Annotated in this window: 18 protein-coding genes; 10 read left to right on the top strand and 8 right to left on the bottom strand. The window is 64.0% G+C overall.

The genetic code is table 11. The annotated features are described in order from the left end of the window. Positions 1-776: 776 nt before the first annotated feature. The 4 genes from GSQ76_RS06430 to GSQ76_RS06415 all read left to right on the top strand — a co-directional run bounded on the left by GSQ76_RS06430 (position 777) and on the right by GSQ76_RS06415 (position 4,213). Positions 777-2,006 carry an MFS transporter gene (locus tag GSQ76_RS06430; RefSeq protein WP_158743091.1) on the top strand — a complete coding sequence of 410 codons (1,230 nt, stop codon included), beginning with the start codon at positions 777-779 and terminating at the stop codon, positions 2,004-2,006. A gap of 150 nt (positions 2,007-2,156) precedes the next feature. After that, positions 2,157-2,336, top strand: coding sequence for a hypothetical protein (locus tag GSQ76_RS06425; protein ID WP_158743090.1), 180 nt, complete (start codon positions 2,157-2,159; stop codon positions 2,334-2,336). Positions 2,337-2,358: 22 nt separating this feature from the next. Then, positions 2,359-3,246: a TauD/TfdA family dioxygenase gene (locus GSQ76_RS06420; RefSeq protein ID WP_158743089.1), complete on the top strand. Its 888-nt coding sequence runs from the start codon at positions 2,359-2,361 to the stop codon at positions 3,244-3,246. Between the two features lie 82 nt (positions 3,247-3,328). Continuing rightward, the gene (locus GSQ76_RS06415; RefSeq protein WP_254070272.1) at positions 3,329-4,213 is read left to right on the top strand and encodes a lauroyl acyltransferase; all 885 of its coding nucleotides are present in this window, start codon (positions 3,329-3,331) and stop codon (positions 4,211-4,213) included. Here the strand turns inward: GSQ76_RS06415 and GSQ76_RS06410 are convergent. Then, a complete protein-coding gene (locus GSQ76_RS06410; RefSeq protein WP_158743087.1) occupies positions 4,210-5,175 on the bottom strand; it encodes a D-2-hydroxyacid dehydrogenase family protein in 966 nt (321 codons plus the stop codon). The two genes, GSQ76_RS06415 and GSQ76_RS06410, sit on opposite strands and share 4 nt — an antisense overlap. A 186-nt stretch (positions 5,176-5,361) precedes the next feature. Here GSQ76_RS06410 and GSQ76_RS06405 point away from each other — a divergent pair, with 186 nt between their 5' ends. Further along, a complete protein-coding gene (locus GSQ76_RS06405) occupies positions 5,362-8,745 on the top strand; it encodes an acyl-[ACP]--phospholipid O-acyltransferase (protein ID WP_158743086.1) in 3,384 nt (1,127 codons plus the stop codon). Positions 8,746-8,756: 11 nt separating this feature from the next. Next, positions 8,757-9,248, top strand: coding sequence for a GNAT family N-acetyltransferase (locus GSQ76_RS06400; protein ID WP_158743085.1), 492 nt, complete (start codon positions 8,757-8,759; stop codon positions 9,246-9,248). 185 nt (positions 9,249-9,433) lie between these two features. On the opposite strand, the gene GSQ76_RS06395 is transcribed toward GSQ76_RS06400, so the two are convergent. Further along, complete coding sequence (locus tag GSQ76_RS06395; RefSeq protein ID WP_158743084.1) at positions 9,434-9,694, bottom strand: hypothetical protein; 261 nt, start codon at positions 9,692-9,694, stop codon at positions 9,434-9,436. Between the two features lie 339 nt (positions 9,695-10,033). Here GSQ76_RS06395 and GSQ76_RS06390 point away from each other — a divergent pair, with 339 nt between their 5' ends. After that, complete coding sequence (locus GSQ76_RS06390) at positions 10,034-10,684, top strand: TIGR02466 family protein (RefSeq protein ID WP_158743083.1); 651 nt, start codon at positions 10,034-10,036, stop codon at positions 10,682-10,684. Here GSQ76_RS06390 and GSQ76_RS06385 read toward each other — a convergent pair. The 4 genes from GSQ76_RS06385 to GSQ76_RS06370 form a co-directional block, all read right to left on the bottom strand. Further along, positions 10,668-11,288, bottom strand: a complete 621-nt coding sequence (locus GSQ76_RS06385; RefSeq protein ID WP_158743082.1) for a TetR/AcrR family transcriptional regulator — start codon at positions 11,286-11,288, stop codon at positions 10,668-10,670. The genes GSQ76_RS06390 and GSQ76_RS06385 overlap by 17 nt on opposite strands. Before the next feature lie 14 nt (positions 11,289-11,302). Next, positions 11,303-12,091, bottom strand: a complete 789-nt coding sequence (locus GSQ76_RS06380) for an SDR family NAD(P)-dependent oxidoreductase (RefSeq protein WP_158743081.1) — start codon at positions 12,089-12,091, stop codon at positions 11,303-11,305. Positions 12,092-12,120: 29 nt separating this feature from the next. Further along, positions 12,121-12,492: a response regulator gene (locus GSQ76_RS06375; RefSeq protein WP_158743080.1), complete on the bottom strand. Its 372-nt coding sequence runs from the start codon at positions 12,490-12,492 to the stop codon at positions 12,121-12,123. Positions 12,493-12,604: 112 nt separating this feature from the next. Further along, a complete protein-coding gene (locus GSQ76_RS06370) occupies positions 12,605-13,507 on the bottom strand; it encodes a flagellin (protein ID WP_158743079.1) in 903 nt (300 codons plus the stop codon). 147 nt (positions 13,508-13,654) lie between these two features. Here GSQ76_RS06370 and GSQ76_RS06365 point away from each other — a divergent pair, with 147 nt between their 5' ends. Continuing rightward, on the top strand, positions 13,655-14,254 hold the full coding sequence (locus tag GSQ76_RS06365; RefSeq protein ID WP_216850929.1) for a nitroreductase family protein: 600 nt from the start codon (positions 13,655-13,657) through the stop codon (positions 14,252-14,254). Between the two features lie 47 nt (positions 14,255-14,301). Here GSQ76_RS06365 and GSQ76_RS06360 read toward each other — a convergent pair whose 3' ends face one another. Further along, positions 14,302-14,814, bottom strand: a complete 513-nt coding sequence (locus tag GSQ76_RS06360) for a flavin reductase family protein (RefSeq protein WP_158743077.1) — start codon at positions 14,812-14,814, stop codon at positions 14,302-14,304. Positions 14,815-14,858: 44 nt separating this feature from the next. Then, the gene (locus GSQ76_RS06355) at positions 14,859-15,074 is read right to left on the bottom strand and encodes a DUF6356 family protein (protein WP_158743076.1); all 216 of its coding nucleotides are present in this window, start codon (positions 15,072-15,074) and stop codon (positions 14,859-14,861) included. Positions 15,075-15,203: 129 nt separating this feature from the next. Between GSQ76_RS06355 and GSQ76_RS06350 the strand changes: the two genes are divergently transcribed. Both GSQ76_RS06350 and GSQ76_RS06345 read left to right on the top strand, forming a co-directional pair. Next, positions 15,204-15,668: an Lrp/AsnC family transcriptional regulator gene (locus GSQ76_RS06350; RefSeq protein WP_158743075.1), complete on the top strand. Its 465-nt coding sequence runs from the start codon at positions 15,204-15,206 to the stop codon at positions 15,666-15,668. Positions 15,669-15,798: 130 nt separating this feature from the next. Further along, positions 15,799-18,897, top strand: coding sequence for a DEAD/DEAH box helicase (locus GSQ76_RS06345; RefSeq protein WP_158743074.1), 3,099 nt, complete (start codon positions 15,799-15,801; stop codon positions 18,895-18,897). Positions 18,898-18,903 lie beyond the last annotated feature (6 nt).

Here is an 18,903-nt window from a genome sequence, read left to right as displayed (position 1 = left end):
TCAATCACTATGGAGAGAATAAACAAGCGGCTCGGCACGTGTTAAGAGGGGGCGGCTTGGTAGTAGAGGGTTTACCAACCATCGAGTCTTCGACACTTGCCTTACCTGAAACGCGCTAGGCGTTATTTTCGCGAGAAGTTCTGGCCCATGCCGGATCACATCATTCGCCCATCCTGATTAGCGGCTTGGTTGTTGCAGTGCAAATTGAATTTTTGGGTTTTACCACCGTAGCGCTCTCGAACCACGATGAAACACTGTGACCGAATATTGCTCGAAATCAGGCAGATCCAAACAATGCTCCCGTTTTCACAGTTTTAACCGTAACGAATTGCTTAGTCCCGGGAATGACCCTAGACGAAACTCCCGCTGGCGCAATCCAACACTTGCCAAACGGCCTTATCAAGTCACCGAACAGCAGCCGGAATTTGCCGGGGCTTATTGACACTCCTCATAACTAGCATGCTGATCCGGCAAATCAATGTGTGGCCATGCTACCAGAGTTGAAGAAAATCAGATGAGATGGCGCAGGTGTTATTTCCAGTTGTGAATGATGCTCAGAATTCAACGTAAAAACTCAGATTATATATCGGTTTCCCAAATATGAGCATCCAGTAGACGCACGCACAAAGCGACTCCAATCTCGCGAACGGGCACAAAAGCGCCCGGCTTGTTCCCTTTAAATTGGGGCCCCACTGGCATCTGGGGAGACAAGGGATACAACGGGCGCGACAGGTCGGTTGTCCTATCGGGCACACTGGCCATGAACGGAGAGGTGGATGCAATCAACGTACTGGCGGCGCAATCTGTATGTTTGCCTGTTCGGATCGTTCACGACGCTTGTCAGCATGACGTTACTCCTCCCCTTCCTGCCACTGTATGTTGAACAACTTGGCGTGAGCGACCCGGCGGCCATCGTGCAATGGTCTGGCATCGCCTTCGCCGCGACTTTTCTGACTGCGGCGTCGGTGCAACCGCTTTGGGGCTGGTTGGCCGACCGATATGGTCGCAAGTCGATGCTGATCCGCGCCAGCCTGGGCATGGCGGTCACGATGTCGATGATGGGGTTGGTGCAAAATGTCTGGCAGTTGGTGTTGCTGCGGCTGCTTGTCGGCCTCGCCGGCGGATACTCCTCTGGTTCGATCGTGCTGGTGGCGACGCAGACACCGCGGGAGAAATCGGGCTGGGCCCTGGGTACGCTGTCGATTGGCGTGCTCAGCGGCAGCCTGGTCGGCCCGCTGATCGGCGGCGTGTTGCCAGATCTGATCGGCGTGCGGGAGACCTTCTTTTTCGGCGGTGGGATGATCGCAGTGGCCTTCGTTGCCACCTGCTTGCTGGTGCGCGAGGACCGGGTGGTGCGCAAACCTGGCACCCCGAAGGCCAAGGGCAACGCGTGGCGCCAAATTCCGGATCTGCGTCCGGTCCTGGCGATGTTGCTGACGGCATTTCTGCTGCTGCTCGCCAACATGTCGATCGAGCCGATCATCACCATTTACGTCTCGACCCTGGACCCGGGCAACACGCATGTGGCGCGTACTGCCGGGTTCATCATGGCGGCAGCGGCGCTGGCCAGCATCATCGCAGCCCCCAGGGTCGGCCGGCTTGCCGATCGGTTCGGGCCCTGGACAGTGGTCATGGTGGGACTGGCAGTGGCAGCAGCACTGCTACTACCGCAGGCACTGGTCACCAATGCCTGGCAGTTGATGGGGCTACGGTTTTTGATGGGATTGGCGCTGGCGGGGCTGCTGCCCTCCATCACCTCGATCATCCGGCATAGCGTGCCGGATCATGTCGCGGGGCAGATATTAGGGTATTCCCAGTCGGCGCAATTCGCCGGGCAAGTCATCGGTCCGCTGATGGGTGGATTCGTCGGCGGACATGTTGGCATCCGCTCGGTATTTTACGTGACAAGCGCGCTGATGCTGTGCGGCGCCGGAATTACTTGGCTGGCGCATTCGGGCATTCGGATGCGCGCGTCCCGCGACCGCAGCGAGGCGGATTTACGGTAATTCTGTGGCACTTGCGAGTTTGACGCGAATTCTCGTCGTCGATCAAAATTCGTTTACTAACATCAGTAGTTGTACGGATCACAACAATCGCGATTGCGGAACATATAACCTTTCGAGGCACAATGCTTCAGACACCAAGCGAGGTTGACCATGACCTTCCAGCCGCCGACCGTGTTGCTGCGCGAGCGCATTCAGATCAGGCTTCGTGCGGAGGAATGCGTGCAACTCGCCGACCGCGCGCTGCTCGAGGCTCGCTTGCATGATGCGGAACGGCTGATCGAAATTGCCTATCACCTCTATGATTCTGAGGTTGCCGCCATCGAGGGTTAAAACAAACAAGAAGAGGCAAAAAATGGGCATCGTGATCGAGCAGGTGGGGCCGACACTGGCTGCACGGCTCACCGGACTGGATCTCACCAAGACACTGGCGTCACATGATATTGCCGCGGTCGATTCGGGGATGGACCGATACGCCGTTCTGGTCTTTCCGGCACAGGCATTGACCGACGAACAACAGATGGCGTTCGCGAGTCACTTCGGCCAGCTCGAGGGCAATGCAGGCGGCAACATCACCAAGCCAGGTGAGCACCGCCTGCCCCCTGGTATGAACGACGTGTCGAATCTGGGCCAGGATGGCAAGCCATTGGCGCGGGATGACCGCCGGCGGATGTTCAATTTGGGCAATCAGCTTTGGCATTCGGACAGTTCGTTCCGCAGCACGCCGGCCAAATACTCCATCCTATCGGGCCGCATCGTGTCGGAAACGGGCGGCAACACGGAATTCGCAGATATGCGCGCCGCCTACGACGCCTTGGACGAGCGCACGAAGCTGGAGGTCGAGGACCTTGTTTGCGACCATTCGCTGATTTATTCGCGCGGCACGCTCGGCTTCGATGACCTGACCGAGGAGGAGCGTGCGGCGTTTCGCCCGGTAAAGCAACGATTGGTGCGCACCCATCCCGTGACCGGGCGCAAATCGCTGTTCCTATCGTCCCATGCGGGGGCGATCGAGGGTTGGCCGGTGCCAGAAGCACGCGCCTTCCTCCGCGATCTGGTCGAACACGCCACCCAGCCGCAATTCGTCTACGTGCATCGTTGGCGGCAATACGACCTGGTTATGTGGGATAACAGGCAAACCATGCATCGCGTTCGCCGGTTCGACGCCGATACCGTGCGCGACATGCGGCGCACGACGGTGGCCGGGGACGGACCAACCTATCAGGAGGCGAACGCCGCCTGATATCCCGGCCCTGGCCAATCGGCCAGGAGATGCCTTATGTTATGGTATGCCCACCTGGCGTCGAACTCCGTCGTCTCGTTCGGTGCAGTGGCTGCAGGCTGCGGCGTTGCGTTGCGGGATCGGCGCGCTCCGTCTGCTGGGGCCGGTTCGATCGTCCAATCTTGGTGGCTGGATCGCCCGGCAGGTGGGACCTCGGCTGCGGGTGACGCGCGTGGCGGACGGCAATCTGCGCCGGGCCATGCCGGAACTGAACGAGGCGGACCGGACGCGCATCATTCGCGCCGTGTGGGACAATCTGGGCCGCACCTCCGCCGAACTGCCGCATCTTGCCGGGTTCGACCGCACGTTGGCCGGGCCGGGATGGGAGATCGAGGGAGAGCGGCACATCGAGGCGCTGAAGCGCGACAAGACCCCCGTGCTGTTCTTCTCCGGCCATTTCGGCAATTGGGAGATGATCCTGCCGATTGCCACCATGCTGGGGCTGACGGTGTCCGGCTTCTACCGCGCCGCATCGAATGCGGAGGTCGACGCAGTGATCCAGGGCATGCGCCAGGCCGCGCTAGGGCCAAACGTGTCGATGTTCGCAAAGGGCGCGACGGGGGCGCGGGCGGCGTTGGCGCATCTGGGGCGCGGTGGCTCGCTGGGGTTGCTGATCGACCAGAAGATGAATGACGGCATCGCGGTGCCGTTCTTTGGCCGCACGGCGATGACGGCACCCGCGCTGGCACAATTCGCCCTGCGGTTCGGCATCCCGATCGTGCCCGTCCACGTCGTGCGCCTTGGCCCGGCGAGGTTTCGCATGGTGTGCGAGGCGCCAATGCAGGTGCCGCTCACCGGGCAGCGGGCGAGCGACACCTATGCGATCTCCCTGGCGATGAACGCCACCGTGGAGCGGTGGGTTCGCGCTGAGCCGTCCTCCTGGCTTTGGCTGCACAAAAGATGGCCGAAGGATGCTCCGGCGATCTAGTCGTCGGGCAGCAGGTTGATGGGGCTTCCTGCCATCCATGCCTCGATGGCGCCAAGCACTTGGGGGAAATAGCTCTCGTAGCTCTCGCGGGTGGCGTAACCGAGATGCGGGGTCAGAATCGTGTTGGGCGCGGCGCGAATCGGCGCGTCCTTCGGCAGAGGTTCCTGGTCGAACACGTCCAATCCGGCGCCAGCGATGCGCCCCTCGGTCAACGCGGCGATCATTGCCGGCTCGTCCACCAGGGCGGAGCGGGAGGTGTTGATCAGGTAGCCCCCGGGCTTCATCACGGCGAACTCGGCCGCGCCGACGATGCCGCGGGTGCGCGGGCTGGATACGACGTGCAGGCTGACGAAATCGGCCTGGCGGAACAGATCCGCCTTGTCCACGCGGCGGCAACCGAGGGAGGCGGCGTGCTCATCGGTCAGATTCTGGCTCCAGGCGATGACGCTCATGCCGAAGGCTTGGGCGAAGTGGGCCATTTCGGCGCCCAGTTTGCCCAGGCCGAGCAGGCCGAGCACCCTGCCCTTCAACATGAAGCCGATTGTCGGCGTCTCCCATTGCCCGGCGCGGAGGGCGCGATCCTCGGCGACGATGTTGCGGGCCAGCGCCAGCATCAGCCCGAACGCGAGTTCCGCGGTGGGGGAGCCGCCGCCTTTCGTGCCGCACACGGGAATGCCGCGGTCGCGGCAGGCGGCCAGGTCGATGCCGCGGTTGCGCATGCCGGTCGTGGCGAGCAGGCGAAGGTTCGGCAATTGTTCGATCAGGCTGCGCGAAAACGCCGTGCGTTCGCGGATTGCCACGAGCACGTCATAGGGCAGTAGGCGCTGCAGTAGCGCATCGTCACGCAAGTTGTCGGTGAAGAATGTCACCTCCGCCTTTCCATTCAGGCGGCTCCAATCGGCCATGGGCCGCGCTGCGTTCTGGAAATCGTCCAGCACGGCAATCTTCAAGGGTGCGGTCATGCAGGGTCTCCTCCGGCGGCGTGCGGCGGATCAGCGTTTCGTCCGGCGTCACGCGCGCTTGCAGACCAACACCGCATCCGCGAGTTTCGCAATGGGCGTGGGCGCCCAGCCGGAGCAAGCGTGGAAAAAAGCTTGAACGGCGTTCAAGAGTAGATATTGTGAACATGGTTCACGAAAGGCTGGTCCATGTCCCTGCTCCGTTCCCGACGCCTTGCGCCGCTGCTGGTTACCCAGACGCTGGGCGCGATCAACGACAATTTGTTCAAGAACGCGCTGGTGGTGCTGGTGCTGTTCCAGGTCGCCCAAGGTGGGGCGGCGATGGTGGCCGCGGCGGGGGGCGTGTTCATTTTCCCCTACGTGCTGCTGTCGGCGACCGCCGGACAGATCGCTGATCGGTTCGAGAAGCAGCGCACGATCTTCTGGGTCAAGGTGGCGGAGCTGGGGCTGATGGTGCTGGCTGCCATCGGATTCTGGCTCGGCAGCTTGCCAGTGCTGTTCGCGGTGCTGTTCGGCCTGGGGGTGCAGGCGACGTTCTTTAGCCCGCTGAAATATTCGATCCTACCGAACCACTTGGCCGAGTCGGAATTGGTTGCGGGCAATGGGTTGGTGGAGGCCGGAACCTTCCTGGGCATCCTGATCGGCACCATCGCTGGCGGGGCGCTGTATGCGCTGGATGATGGGCCGGCCATCGTGTCGATGGTGGGGCTGGCAATTGCGGTGGGCGGGATCGCGAGCGCGTGGTTCATCCCGGTGGCGCCATCTGATGCTGCCGGGTTACGGGTCGGTTGGAACCTGGCGCGGGAGACCGGGGTGTTGCTGCGAACGGCCCGGGCGAACCGGCCGGTGTGGCTGTGCCTGCTGGGGCTGAGCTGGTTTTGGGTGGTAGGCGCCACGCTACTGGCCGAGTTGCCGACACTGGTGCGCGACGACATGGGGGCCGACGCGCATGTCGTGACGCTGATGCTGACCTTCTTCTCGATCGGCGTGGGCGCCGGGTCGCTGCTGTGCGCGCGCATCCTGAAGGGTGAGGTCACGGCCCGGCATGTGCCGTTTGCGGCGATCGGGCTGTCGATCTTCATCTGGGATTTCGCCCATGCGGTAACTCATGCGCATGGGCTGTCGGACGTGCATGCGGTGCTGACGACGGTGCCGGGCTGGCGCATGCTGGCGGACCTGCTGCTGCTGTCGATGTGTGGCGGGCTGTATTCGGTGCCGTTGTACGCGACAATCCAGGAACGCTCTGCCCCGGCGGCGCGCGCGCGGATGATTGCGGCGAACAACGTGGTGAACGCGGTGGCGATGGCTGGCGCCGCCGTGGTGACGGCGCTGCTGGCGCTGGCGGGCGTGGCGCCCGTCACCATTCTGCTGCTGACGGCGGTGGCCAATCTGGCCGTGGCGATCTGGATCATGCGGCTGCTACCGCAGGAGACGTTGCGCGCCCTGTTCCAGCGGTATTTCGAGACGTTCCATGGCGTGGATCTGGTGGGGCTGGGGAATGTGCCGCCGGCGGGCCAGCGGGCGATTTTCGTGGTGAACCATCAAAGCTTCCTCGATGGCTGCTTTCTGGCGGCGTTTCTGCCTGGAAGCCCGATGTTCGCGGTGGACATCAACACGGCGCGGCTGTGGTGGGTTCGCCCGTTCATGGCGGCGATCCGGCATTTCGACGTCGACCCGGCCAATGCGTTCAGCACCAAGGCGATGGTGGAGGCGGTGCGCCATGGCGAGCGGTTGGTGATCTTCCCCGAGGGACGCATCACCCGCACCGGCGCGCTGATGAAGGTATACGACGGCGCCGGGCTAGTGGCCGACAAGGCGGATGCGGTGATCGTTCCAGTGCGGATCGACGGGCTGCAATTCTCCCGCCTGTCACGGATGGATGGGCGCGTTCCGCTGCGCTGGTTCCCGCGGCTGGCGATGACGGTGCTTCCGCCGGTGTCGCTGAACCTGGGCGACGATTTGCATGGCCATCCGCGGCGGGATGCCGCGGGGGCGGTCCTGCAGGGGATCATGGAACAATCGAGCTTTGGCACGACGCGGACCGACCGCTCGCTGTTCGGCGCGCTACTGCACGCCCAGGCCCGGTTTGGCGCCAGCATGCCGATCATCGAGGATATCGACCGCAAGCCACTGGCGTATAAGCGGGTGGTGCTTGGGGCGGCCGTGCTGGGCCGGGCGCTGACGAAGCTGGCGCCGCAGGGTGGTGCGATCGGGGTGATGCTGCCGAATGCGAACGGCGCCACCGTCACCTTCATGGCGCTGCAGGCATTCGGCCGGGTGCCGGCGATGCTGAACTTCACCGCCGGGGCGGAAGGCATGCTTGCGGCCTGCACCGCGGCGGGTGTGCAGATCGTGCTGTCGTCGCGCGCGTTCGTTGAGAAGGCTAAGCTGGAGGCGGTGGTCGAGCGGATGAGCGAGACAGTGCGCTTCGTCTGGCTGGATGATGTGCGGGCCAGCCTGGGGCTACGTGCGAAGTTGCGCGGCATTTGGGATGCCCGGCGCGCTCACCGCCTGCCCGGCGCCACCATCGATACCAACCAGCCGGCCGTAATCCTGTTTACCAGCGGATCGGAGGGGCTGCCGAAGGGCGTTGTGCTTAGCCACCACAACATTCTGGCCAATATCGCCCAGGCGGCCGCAGTGGTGGATTTCCACTCCGCCGACCGGCTGTTCAACGCGATGCCGATGTTCCACAGCTTCGGACTGACCGGGGGGACGCTGCTACCGCTGTTGTCGGGGGTGCGGGCGTTCTATTACCCGTCCCCGCTGCACTATCGCATCGTGCCGGAGCTGATTTACGGCACCGACAGCACCATCGTGTTCGGTACCGATACATTCCTGACAGGCTGGGCAAAGTTTGCGCATCCGTACGATTTCTACTCGGTGCGATACATTTTCTCCGGCGCGGAAAAGCTACGGGAGGAGACGCGGCGGAATTACGCCGAGCGATTCGGGGTGCGGGTGCTGGAAGGATATGGCGTGACGGAGACGGCGCCGATCCTGGCGCTGAACACACCGATGCATTGCCGCCCCGGCACGGCGGGCCGGCTGGTGCCGGGCATGGAGTACCGGTTGGACCCGGTGGAGGGAATCGACGAAGGCGGCCGATTGGTGGTGCGCGGGCCGAACGTGATGCTGGGCTATTTGCGGACCGAGGCGCCCGGCGTGCTGGAACAGTTGGAGGATGGTTGGTACGACACGGGCGATATCTGCACTGTGGACGAGAATCGCTTCATCACCATTCGCGGCCGGGCGAAGCGGTTCGCGAAGATCGCTGGCGAAATGGTGTCGATGCCCGCGGCGGAGGCGCTGGCCGCCGGGTTGTGGCCCGACGCGATGCATGCGGTGGTGGCGGTGCCGGATGGGCGCAAGGGTGAGGCGCTGATCCTGCTAACCACGCAGCGCGATGCCACCACTGGGGCGTTGCAGGTGCATGCCCGCGGCCGCGGTGTGGCGGAGATTGCGGTGCCGCGCAGTTTGCGGGTGGTGGAAGTGCTGCCGCTGCTGGGGACCGGGAAAATCGACTATCCGAGCGCCACTCGACTGGCGATGGAGGAGCGGGTGGCAGCGTAGGGGCCGCGGCGATGATACGGATCGGCCCAGAAACACCCGATCAAAACGCTGTCCGCGTTCTGCTGGACGAGGCGGAACGTCGCACCGCATCGTTGTATCCGGCCGAAAGTCAGCATGGGCTGACGATCGACAAACTGATTGCGCACAGCGTCCGGTTTTTCGTCGCGCGGTTGGACGGTGATGCGATCGGGTGTGGTGGATACATCGTCGCTGCCAAAGACACAGCTGAAGTCAAACGCATGTTCGTCGCCGAACGGGCCAGAGGCAAGGGCGTTGGCCGATTGCTTCTGCAAACTGTCGAGGATTTCGCCCGTGCAGAAGGGATAGAATTTCTGCAACTCGAGACTGGCGTGAAATCGGCGGAAGCGCTCGGCCTCTATCGGCGTTTTGGATATCAGGACCGTGGGCCGTTCGGCAGCTATCAACCCGACCCGCTGTCGGTGTTTATGGAAAAGATCTTGCCGCAGGTGCCGGTTCAGGGTTTGACGCCATCCGACACATGACCGCCCGCAGCCAATGGTCCGAAAGCAACCGAGAACGGGAGGCCGGTATCAGACAAGTTAGGAAGACGGCAAAACTGCAGCTTCGTCCACTCTGCCCTTAGGCGCATCCGATTGCCGTGCCGGATCAACGCTCGGCACGGCAGCCAGATTTGGATTTGGTTTCTCCTGGGTGAATGCGTCGACCCTCAGACGGTGGTATCGAGTAGCGCGGACGAGGATGATGCCGGCGTGGTCGTGGCGCCTTGCGACGTGTTCGCGGCTGCTGGTGGCGCTGCGTCGCCGCCACCGTGATGGTGATGGTGCGCCTTGCCGGCCTTCTGTGTCGGGTCGGCGCTACCATCTGCTGCTGTTGCGGTGGTGGACGCGCCCGCCTGGGTTTGGGCCTGGTTTTGGGCCTGCCAAGCGGCTGCTGCCGAAGACGATGACGATACGCTGCTGATGCTCATAGTCAGGTTCCTCAATCACTGTTTAACGGTGTCGAGTTTGGATTTGGCAGGTTTACGACGCCTTAAGGGTTTGTCACTGCTTTGTAAGCAAAAGTGACGGTATTATTCAAAGCCATATGCCAGATTTTGTTACACGACGCGGATGGCATCCGTAACGTTACTTCCTAAACTCGATGTTAGCTGACAGGCCGAGCGTCCTTCCGTTAACCATGGCTCGTCCAAACTCGGCTTACCATCGCGTGACGCGCGCATGCGGGCGCTGGAGGTCTATGCGACATGCCAACGTATCGGGATGACCGAACTGCCGGGGCATTGGCGCCCGATACGGACGGAACGGATATGTTCGACGCATGCATCCAGCCGGGCAGCTTCGGTGTGGGCGGTCTGTTTCCAACCCCGTTGGTCAACGCGGAACTGGTGGGGCACGAGACGATCAATGCCACACTGGCGCCCTTGATCCTGGCACGCCAAACCATCGAGCGTGGTGTGACCGTCAGCAACGTCGATGGCTGGCATTCGGTTGAGTTCCAATCGTGGTGTGGACCCGCCGGTGAGGCCGTGTTGCAGGCCGCGCGCCAGATCGTCGACCGCATGACCCTGATCGAAATGGGCGACGAACTTCTGCCGGCCGATATTACCTGGCGCCTCTCGGCATGGGCCAACGTGAGCATCGCGGGTGAGGGAAACCGTCCGCATGGCCATCCTGGCGCGTTCTGGTCCGGCATCTATTGGGTCGATGATGGCGGTGTTGCCGAAAACCCGGCGGCGGGTGGTTTGCTGGAACTGGCCGATCCGCGCGGTGTCATGCCGGAGATGCACGCGCCGCATTTACGGTTTGCCGTGAAAGACTGCCTCAGCGCCGGGCGGGGCGAGGTCATCACCCCGCAGGCCGGCCGGATGATCATGTTTCCGTCGTGGCTGATCCACTCGGTCACCCGTTTTCATGGCGGCCGGCCGCGAATTTCGATCGCGTTCAACTTTTCGGCGTAGCAGCCGATTCAATCAGCCCGCGCGCCATCGCGGATACGACAGTCGCGACCTGATCCTGCAACACCGGCAGCGGCATGGCGGCCACCTTCTCGTCCAGGCCGAGTGCGACCATGCCGTGCACCGCCGCGAACAGGCTGCGGGCCAGCAACGCGCAAGGCTGTGGCGCCAAATCGGGGCATAGACGCGCAAGCGGCGCCTCGATGTGGGAGAAGGCGGCCTCCTGCTGGCGCGCATACCAATCCGGCGCGCTGCACCCGTTGGCCATGGTGTGTTGGAACAGCGCGGCCCAGCGCGACCGGTGCCCGGCGGCGTATGCCAGATAGGCGTGGGCCAGGTGCACCAACTGGCTTGCCGGATCCGATACCTCGTTCGCGCCGGACAAAGCGGTGTCGATATCGGTGAGGGTTCGGGCGTTCACGGCCAGGATGATGCCGTCGAGATCAGGAAAGATCGTGTAGATCGCGCCGACGGAACACCCTACCTGGTCGGCCAAGGCGCGCGCGCGCAGGGCGCTCAGACCCTGCATCGCGATCACCTGCTCGGCCGCATCGAGCAGCGCGGTTTGCAGTTTTTCATGGCGGCTGGCGGTGGCGGGGCGGGCCATCGGACGGGCCGTGGTTACAGAGCTGTCTTCTTGTCCTGGTGAACCGTCAGCGTGCCGATCGAGTTGCCGCCATCGACCGCGATGGAGGTGCCGGTGATGTAAGAGGCTGCGGGCGAGCACAGGAACAGCACGGCGTTGGCCGCATCCTCCGCGTTGGAGGCACGGCCCAGTGGGATGCCTGCGACGGTGGCCTTCACATGCGCCTCGGTCAGCGGGCTGGAGGTACTTCCGGCGGCGAAGCCGGGTTCGACGGCGTTCACGCGGATGCCGTATTCGGCCAGTTCCAGCGCGTAGCCCTTGGTCAGGCGGTCCAGGGCGGTCTTGGACAGGCAGTATGGCACGACCGAGCGGCGCATTTTGCGCGCCGCGCCGGAGGAGATGTTGATCACGACGCCGGGTCGCTGCTGGGCGATCATCAGCTTGGCGATTTGCTGCGTCAGTAGAAACGGCGTGCGGACGTTAAGGTCCATGATGCGGTCCCACTCCGCCGCATCGATGTCCAGCAGGAAGCCGCTGGGATAGACACCGGCATTGTTCACCAGAATGTCCGGCGCCCCCCATTCCTCACCCAGCCGGGCGGACAGAGCGGCGAGATCGGCATCCGTGGTGAGGTCGCCGGGAACGGTGAAGCTGCCGGGGGCTGGAGAGAGTTCGGCCAGGGTCGCCTTCAACGCCGCCGGGTCCCGGTCGGCGAGGCAGAGGCGGGCGCCGGCATGGGCGAAGGCGGCGGCAATCCAGGTGCCGTAGATCCCGCAGGCGCCCGTGATCACCACGCCCTGCCCGGCGAACGAGTCGGTTTTCATCGAAGGCTCCTGTCTGGTCGGGCGTCGCCTCAGCCGCCGAGTTCGCGAACCGCGGTCAGCAATTGGGACATGGCGAAGGGTTTCAACAACGCACGCTCCCGCTCACCAAGGGTGCGACGGCGGACGGCGATATGTGTGCCGGAAATGTAGATGACCCGCAATTCGGGGAACCGCTCCAACGCCTCGGACGCGAGTTGGAAGCCGTTCGGCCCTTCGGCATCGACGGCGCGGTCGGCGACCAGAATGGTCAGCCCCTCGGTCGCGGCCAGGGCGGCCTGCGCCTTTGCTCCGGTTGCGGCTTCAACGACGGTATAACGCGCATCCCGCAGGCCATCGGCCAGGAGGTCGCGGAAGACGGCGTCATCTTCCATCAAGATGATGGTGGCGTTCGGGTCTGTCACCAGGACAGCATAGTCGGCCCAGGTAATTCCCGCTAGTTCACGTTCCCCGGCAAGCCGAGCAGGCGGCGGGAGGGGGTCAAACTACCCCTCCCCTACCCGGGACTGCGATGGACTACTTGAACAGGCTGAGGAGCGACTGCGGCGATTGGTTGGCAATGCCGAGCGCCTGAGTGCCGAGCTGCTGTTTGATCTGCAACGACTGCAGAACCGCCGATTCCTTGGACAGATCGGCGTCAACCAGGGCGCCGAGACCGGAGTTCAAGCTGTCGATCTTGTTGCTGTTGAAGGTGATCTGGGAGTCCAGGTAGTCGGAGTCTGCACCGGCCTGGTTCAGCTGGTTGTTCACCCCCGTCTGGGCGGTATCGAACCCGGCTCCGACTTGCAGCGAGGCCAGGGCTGCTGTCTGCGCATCACTGGCCGAAGCCGGATCGGTCACCGTGTCCACACCGGCACTGCTGCGGCTGAAGGTGGCACCGATCAACGCGGCCAGCTGATTGGGCAGTTGGCTGACGTCTTCCGCGTTCAGCGTGGCCGTGGCGCCGGCCTCGTTGTTGATGACCGCCTTGCTGGTGGCGGCCACCGTGCCGGACGCCGAGCCAAGCAGTGTCTGGCCGTTATAGGTGGAGTTGTCGACGCTGTCGGCGACCGACTTCACCAGCGACAGGTAGGAGGTGACGTACTGGTCGCGCTGGTCGGCGGAGATGCTCTGGTCGCCGATCTTGACCAGCAGCGCCTTGGCCGAGGTCACCGTGTTGGAGATGCTGGTGAGCGAGGAGAGAGCGGTGGTGACCAGCCCCTTTGCCGTGCCGAGCTGCTGGTTGACGCTGGTGAGCGCTCCAACGTCGGACCGAACCTTCTGCGCTACGGCGAAGGCGCCCCCATCATCGGTCGCATCGGCGACGCGGTAACCGGTCGAAATCTGCTTCTGCGTGGCCTGCAGGGCCGAGCTGGTGTTATTGAGAGACTGCAGCGCAACATAGGCAGCATTGTTGGTGTTAACTGATCCAACGCTCATGGTATTTTACCTGTTCAGTCGACCGCCATTCTGCGGACAACCAAACCTTATCGCTGATTTATGAACGCTCGCTTAACGAACACATTCACTGCGACAAGCTCACTCTCCGCTGATAGAACCGCCGCAGTTTCAACGAAGGAGCCTGTCGTGACAGACGCCAATACCCGCCAATCCGACCACCCGATCGATAAGCTGTTCCTGGAACGCTGGTCGCCGCGCGCCTTCACCGGCGAGGAAATCAGCGAGGCGGATCTGATGACTTTGTTCGAGGCCGCACGGTGGGCGCCGTCATCCTACAACTCACAACCTTGGCGCTTTATCTACGCGCGCAAGGGCACGCCGAATTTCGAGAAGTTTCTGAACCTGCTGATCCCATTTAACCAGAGCTGGGCGAAGAACGCGTCCGCGCTGGTGGTGCTGGCATCCAGCTCGCTGATGAAGGTGCCGGGCAAGGATGCCCCGGTGCCGTCGCATAGCCATTCCATGGATGCTGGCGCCGCGTGGGGCTTCCTGACGCTACAGGCTACGCTGTCTGGCTGGCATACCCACGGCATGGTCGGCTTCGATATCGAGAAGGCGTTCGCCGAACTCGGCCTGCCGGAGGGTTACCGGGTGGAACAGTGCTTCGCGATTGGCAAGATTGCCGACAAGTCGACATTGCCCGAGGCGATGGCGGCGCGTGAAGCGCCGAGTCCGCGCAATCCGCTATCATCCATCGCGATGGAAGGCTCGTTCAAGGCGGGCTGAGCTATTTGGCCCCCGCTCGCACTCGCGGGCGGGGGTTATCCAGCGGGCTAGATCTTGCCGTAGGCGCCGGCCTTATACACGAGGTTGGGCACGTCGCGGGCCACGGCGGCGACGATGGCGCCGATGAAGATCGTGTGCGTGCCGGCCGTGATCGTCTGCACGATCTTGCAGTCGAAGGCCACGGCGGCGTCCTTCAGCAGCGGCACGCCGGATTCCAGTTCCACCCAATCGCCATGGTCGAACCGGTTGTCCAGCGAGGCGGAGAAGGCGTTCGCGACGGCTTCCTGCTCGTGCGACAGATAGCTGACGCCGAAGCGGCCTGCGGCGACGATCACCGCTTCGGCACTGCTGGAGCGATTGACACAAACCAGCATCTGCGGCGGCTCGGCACTGACGGAGCAGACGGCGGTTGCAGTGAGGCCGCCCCGCGTGCCCTCGTGCACTGTCGTAATAACGGTGACCGCCCCCGGCACCTGGCGCATGCAGGCGCGGAAGGTGGCGAGGTCGATCATACTCTCGGGCAAGGCGATGCCCACCCCTGACTCAGCTTGCGTGTCCATACCCCCGCTCTAGCACGAGGGGGGGTATGCTGGGCAATGCGCCTTTAGTGTGAAATGGCCGCCCTGTTTTTCACCATGCGGTCGTGCAGGCGGCGAATGGTTTGCGACCCGGTGGTGGTGAACATGAACGGCAGCACCGCGTGCACGGCGCACGCCAGGCCACCGGCGATCATTGCGACGGAGAAGCTCATCGCGACGCCAAAATGCTCGGTGTAGGTCTCGCCGACATCTTTGGGGTGCGAGGTGAACGAAACGGCCATGGGAGCCTCCTGATCTGATGGGTGCATCTTGCCAGGGGCGCCGGGCGAAATGGTTGCGTCTTGGCGGCGATCTTGGGTGTGCGAAGAAACATGGTTGCGCGTCGAGGCCGATAGTTGGAATGAGATGCCATGGATGAGATTGATCGCCGCATTCTGTATTGGCTACAGCGCGATGCTGCGATGCCTGTTGCCGACCTGGCGGACAAGGTGGGCATTTCCGCCTCGCCATGTTGGCGAAGGGTGCAGAAGCTGCAGGCGGATGGAATCATCGCCGCGCGCGTGGCGCTGCTGGACCCGAAGCGGGTGAATGTCGGCGTCAACGTGTTCGTCAGCGTGCGCACCAACCAGCATCGCAAGGAATGGGCGGACCAATTCTATCGCTGCGTGATGAATTTGCCGGAAGTGGTCGGCTTCTACCGGATGGCAGGACAGGTGGATTACCTGTTGCACATCGTCGTGCCGAGCATCGATGCGTATGACGCCGTCTACACGCGCCTGATCGCGCAGATCGACCTGTATGACGTGAGCGCCGCCTTCGCGATGGAGGTGCTGAAATCCACCACCGCGCTGCCCCTGGATTACGTGGGACCGTAGGCGACGCAATCCGGCCCTGCGAGGTTGGGGATGCGTTGTGCGCAGTCGGTGCTATACTGCCGCGCCCGGCTGCACTGCGAGTCGGCCTTTTTGGGCAGAATTGCCTGCGTCATCCGGGATTAACAGCTATATGCCGACGCCTTACTCCGCCGAAGACCTTCGCGCCCTGTTCGAGCCACGGGCCCTGACGCGCGGCCGCACCTTGGTGCTGCTGGGTGCTGTGGACGTTGCCATCGACGGTGAGTCGATCTCTGCGAAGGTGTCCGATGCCGGGGAGCGCCGGACCGCGACACTGACCCCGCTGCCGCGTGGCAGCCGGATCGGGTTCGGCACACGCTGCACGTGCCGCCAATCGGCCTGCGCGCATGTTGCGGCCGCCGGGCTGGCGGCGTTGGACCGGTTTCCGGTGTTGCGCCGGGCGGCGACGGTAGCGACGCTGGATACGCCCGGCCCGGCCAGCCAGGCGCCACGCCGGCTGCTGTTCGACGTATCGCCCGCCAGCCCGCCGCTGGCCTGCATCGTGTCGGCCACGTTGTTGGACGAGTCGAATGGCCGGACGGAGGGGACGACACCTGCGCGGATCGCGGCGGATGACGGCGCCTCCGCCGACGCGAAAGCCGTCGCGGCGCTGCTAGAAGGTGCGCGGACCGAGGTGGCGCCCGAGCGATTGGGTGCCCTGGTGGGGGCGCTGCTGCAGTCCGGCCAGGCGCGTTGGGTTGCGACAAGGCGGCTGATGCGACCGGGGCCGCCACGGTCGTTCGACGCGGCACTACCGCCGGCGCTGCCGCCGCGCTCTGCCGTGCTGCTGGGAACGGATGGGAATTGGTACGTGGATGCCAGCACTGGCGCCACCGGCCAGGCTCGCTTCGTCGCCGCGGCCAAGCCGGCCGGTAAGCCGGCGCGGGGTCGTCGCCGAGCGCCGATTCCGTTGCCGGCGCTGCAGAGCGACCATGTGATCGTCGAGACCAAGGCCACGCCGGTGCTGCGCATGCGCAAGCGTTATGGCCCGGCGGAAGATGGCACACTCACCCTGCTGGACACGCTGACACTCGATTTCGACTATGCCGGCGAGAACGGCGGCAGCGGCCTGGCGGAAAGCGATGACGAACGGCAGTTCGTGCGCGTGGCCGGCGGCAAGGGCTCCGAATTCGTTCGGCGTGACCCGGTGGAGGAAGAGAAGCAGGCGCAGACGCTGGCCGATTACGGCTTCGTCCAGCTTCGCGTGGCGGATGGCAGTACCGGCAAAGGTCGCCGCGTCCACGTGCTACGTGGCGCTGATGCGGCGGAGCAGTGGCACCGGTTTCTCCTGGAACGGGTTCCGGCACTGCAGGAACAAGGCTGGACGGTGATCGTGGAGGCCGGGTTCGGTCCGCGCGTGGCCAAGTCGGTCGGCGGCTTCGATGCCCGCGTCAGCGATGCAGAACGCGGCAGCTTCTCGCTGGATCTGGGGATCGAGGTGGACGGCGTGCGTGTGCCGCTGCTGCCGATCCTGGTGCGGCTGATGGAGCGTGGGCCGGAAGCCATGCGCACCATGGGCGACGAATTGGTGACCAGCCTGGAGGACGGCCGCGTGGTGCGCCTGCCGGCGGAGCGGGTGCGCAAGCTGCTGGCGGTGGTGGGCGATTTGGTGGAGGCGGCGGCCAATCGAACCGATTCTGCCCTGGTGCTGCCGGATGGCGAGGCCGCCGCCGTGCTGGACCTGGAGGAATTGCTGACCACGCGCTGGCAGGACGCCGCGGACGTGGCAGCAACGGTGGAGCGGTTCCGCGATCTGCCGGAGATGGTGGACACGCCGCTGCCCGCCAGATTTACCGCCACGTTGCGCCCCTATCAGCAGCACGGCCTGAATTGGCTGCAGCATTTGCGCCTGCACGGGTTGGGCGGGTTCCTGGCCGACGAGATGGGCCTGGGCAAGACCGCGCAGACCATCGCGCACATCGCCGCCGAGCATGAGGCGGGGCGGTTGGATCGGCCGGTGTTGGTGGTGTTGCCGACCAGCCTGGTGGCGAACTGGCAGGCCGAGTTGGCCCGGTTCGCACCGCATTTGAGCGTGGAGGTGCTGCACGGCCAGGGCCGCGAAGCACGCCGGGCCAAATTGCTGGGCACGCATGTGGTGCTGACGACCTACGCCGTGCTGGCCCGCGATGCAGAAGCGATGAAGGAAATCGCCTGGCACATGATCGTGCTGGACGAGGCCCAGGCGATCAAAAGCCCGGAGGCGAAGGCCACACGCGCAGTTTGCCAGCTGGAGGCGCGTCACCGGGTGTGCCTGTCCGGCACGCCGATCGAGAACAATCTAGACGAGTTGTGGTCCCAGTTCGCATTCCTGCAACCAGGGCTGCTGGGGGATCGCAAATCGTTTGGCAAGCGCTTCCGCTCACCGATCGAGAAGGAGGGCGATCCGCTGCGCCGTAGCCAGCTCGCCCGGCGCATCCGCCCCTTCATCCTTCGCCGCACGAAGGCGGAAGTGGCCGCAGATTTGCCGCCGAAGGAGACGATCCTGCGGCACATCACGCTGGGGTCGGAACAGCGCGAGTTCTACGACACCATTCGCGCCACCCTGCACGACAGCGTGCGCGATCAGTTGGCGGAGTTGGGGCCGAACCAGGGCCGCTTCGTGGTGCTGAACGCGCTGCTGAAACTGCGCCAGGCCTGCTGCGACCCGCGCCTGGTGAAGCTGACCACGGGGCCGAGCGAAGCCGGGTCGGCGAAGTTGGACACGCTGATGGAGATGATCGACGGCATGTTGCCGGAGGGCCGGCGCATCCTGCTGTTCAGCCAGTTCACCTCGATGCTGGATCTGATCAAGCCGCGGTTGGTAGAGGCCGGGCACAAATTCGTCGAATTGCGCGGCGACACGCGAGATCGGGCGGAACCGGTGCGGTCGTTCCAAGCGGGCGAAGTGCCGCTATTCCTCATCAGCCTCAAGGCCGGCGGCCGCGGGTTGAACCTGACGAGCGCCGACACCGTCATCCACTACGACCCGTGGTGGAATCCGGCGGTGGAAGACCAGGCGTCCGACCGTGCGCACCGGATCGGGCAGACCAAGTCGGTATTCGTCTACAAGCTGATCGCCGCCGATACGGTGGAGGAGCGGATCATCCAGTTGCAGGAGCGAAAGGCCGAACTGGCAAACCTGGCGTTCGATGCCGAGGTGGATGCGGCTGGGCTCGATTCGGACGATCTGGAATTCCTGCTGGCGTCGGAAACGCAGCGCCGGGCAGCGTGATGTAAA

Source organism: Acidisphaera sp. L21, assembly GCF_009765685.1.
Lineage (GTDB): Bacteria > Pseudomonadota > Alphaproteobacteria > Acetobacterales > Acetobacteraceae > LMUY01.
Note: the sequence above shows the minus strand (reverse complement) of the source record. Positions and strands in the feature narration are given on the sequence as shown.

Bases quoted from the DNA above. Each gene is read 5' to 3' on its own strand.
- GSQ76_RS06420 (WP_158743089.1), top strand. From the start codon at position 2,359: ATGGGCATCGTGATCGAGCAGGTGGGGCCGACACTGGCTGCACGGCTC.
- GSQ76_RS06345 (WP_158743074.1), top strand. From the start codon at position 15,799: ATGCCGACGCCTTACTCCGCCGAAGACCTTCGCGCCCTGTTCGAGCCA.
- GSQ76_RS06425 (WP_158743090.1), top strand. From the start codon at position 2,157: ATGACCTTCCAGCCGCCGACCGTGTTGCTGCGCGAGCGCATTCAGATC.
- GSQ76_RS06355 (WP_158743076.1), bottom strand. From the start codon at position 15,074: ATGGCCGTTTCGTTCACCTCGCACCCCAAAGATGTCGGCGAGACCTAC.
- GSQ76_RS06385 (WP_158743082.1), bottom strand. From the start codon at position 11,288: ATGGCCCGCCCCGCCACCGCCAGCCGCCATGAAAAACTGCAAACCGCG.
- GSQ76_RS06370 (WP_158743079.1), bottom strand. From the start codon at position 13,507: ATGAGCGTTGGATCAGTTAACACCAACAATGCTGCCTATGTTGCGCTG.
- GSQ76_RS06395 (WP_158743084.1), bottom strand. From the start codon at position 9,694: ATGAGCATCAGCAGCGTATCGTCATCGTCTTCGGCAGCAGCCGCTTGG.
- GSQ76_RS06430 (WP_158743091.1), top strand. From the start codon at position 777: ATGCAATCAACGTACTGGCGGCGCAATCTGTATGTTTGCCTGTTCGGA.
- GSQ76_RS06380 (WP_158743081.1), bottom strand. From the start codon at position 12,091: ATGAAAACCGACTCGTTCGCCGGGCAGGGCGTGGTGATCACGGGCGCC.
- GSQ76_RS06350 (WP_158743075.1), top strand. From the start codon at position 15,204: ATGGATGAGATTGATCGCCGCATTCTGTATTGGCTACAGCGCGATGCT.
- GSQ76_RS06360 (WP_158743077.1), bottom strand. From the start codon at position 14,814: ATGGACACGCAAGCTGAGTCAGGGGTGGGCATCGCCTTGCCCGAGAGT.
- GSQ76_RS06400 (WP_158743085.1), top strand. From the start codon at position 8,757: ATGATACGGATCGGCCCAGAAACACCCGATCAAAACGCTGTCCGCGTT.
- GSQ76_RS06405 (WP_158743086.1), top strand. From the start codon at position 5,362: ATGTCCCTGCTCCGTTCCCGACGCCTTGCGCCGCTGCTGGTTACCCAG.
- GSQ76_RS06390 (WP_158743083.1), top strand. From the start codon at position 10,034: ATGTTCGACGCATGCATCCAGCCGGGCAGCTTCGGTGTGGGCGGTCTG.
- GSQ76_RS06410 (WP_158743087.1), bottom strand. From the start codon at position 5,175: ATGACCGCACCCTTGAAGATTGCCGTGCTGGACGATTTCCAGAACGCA.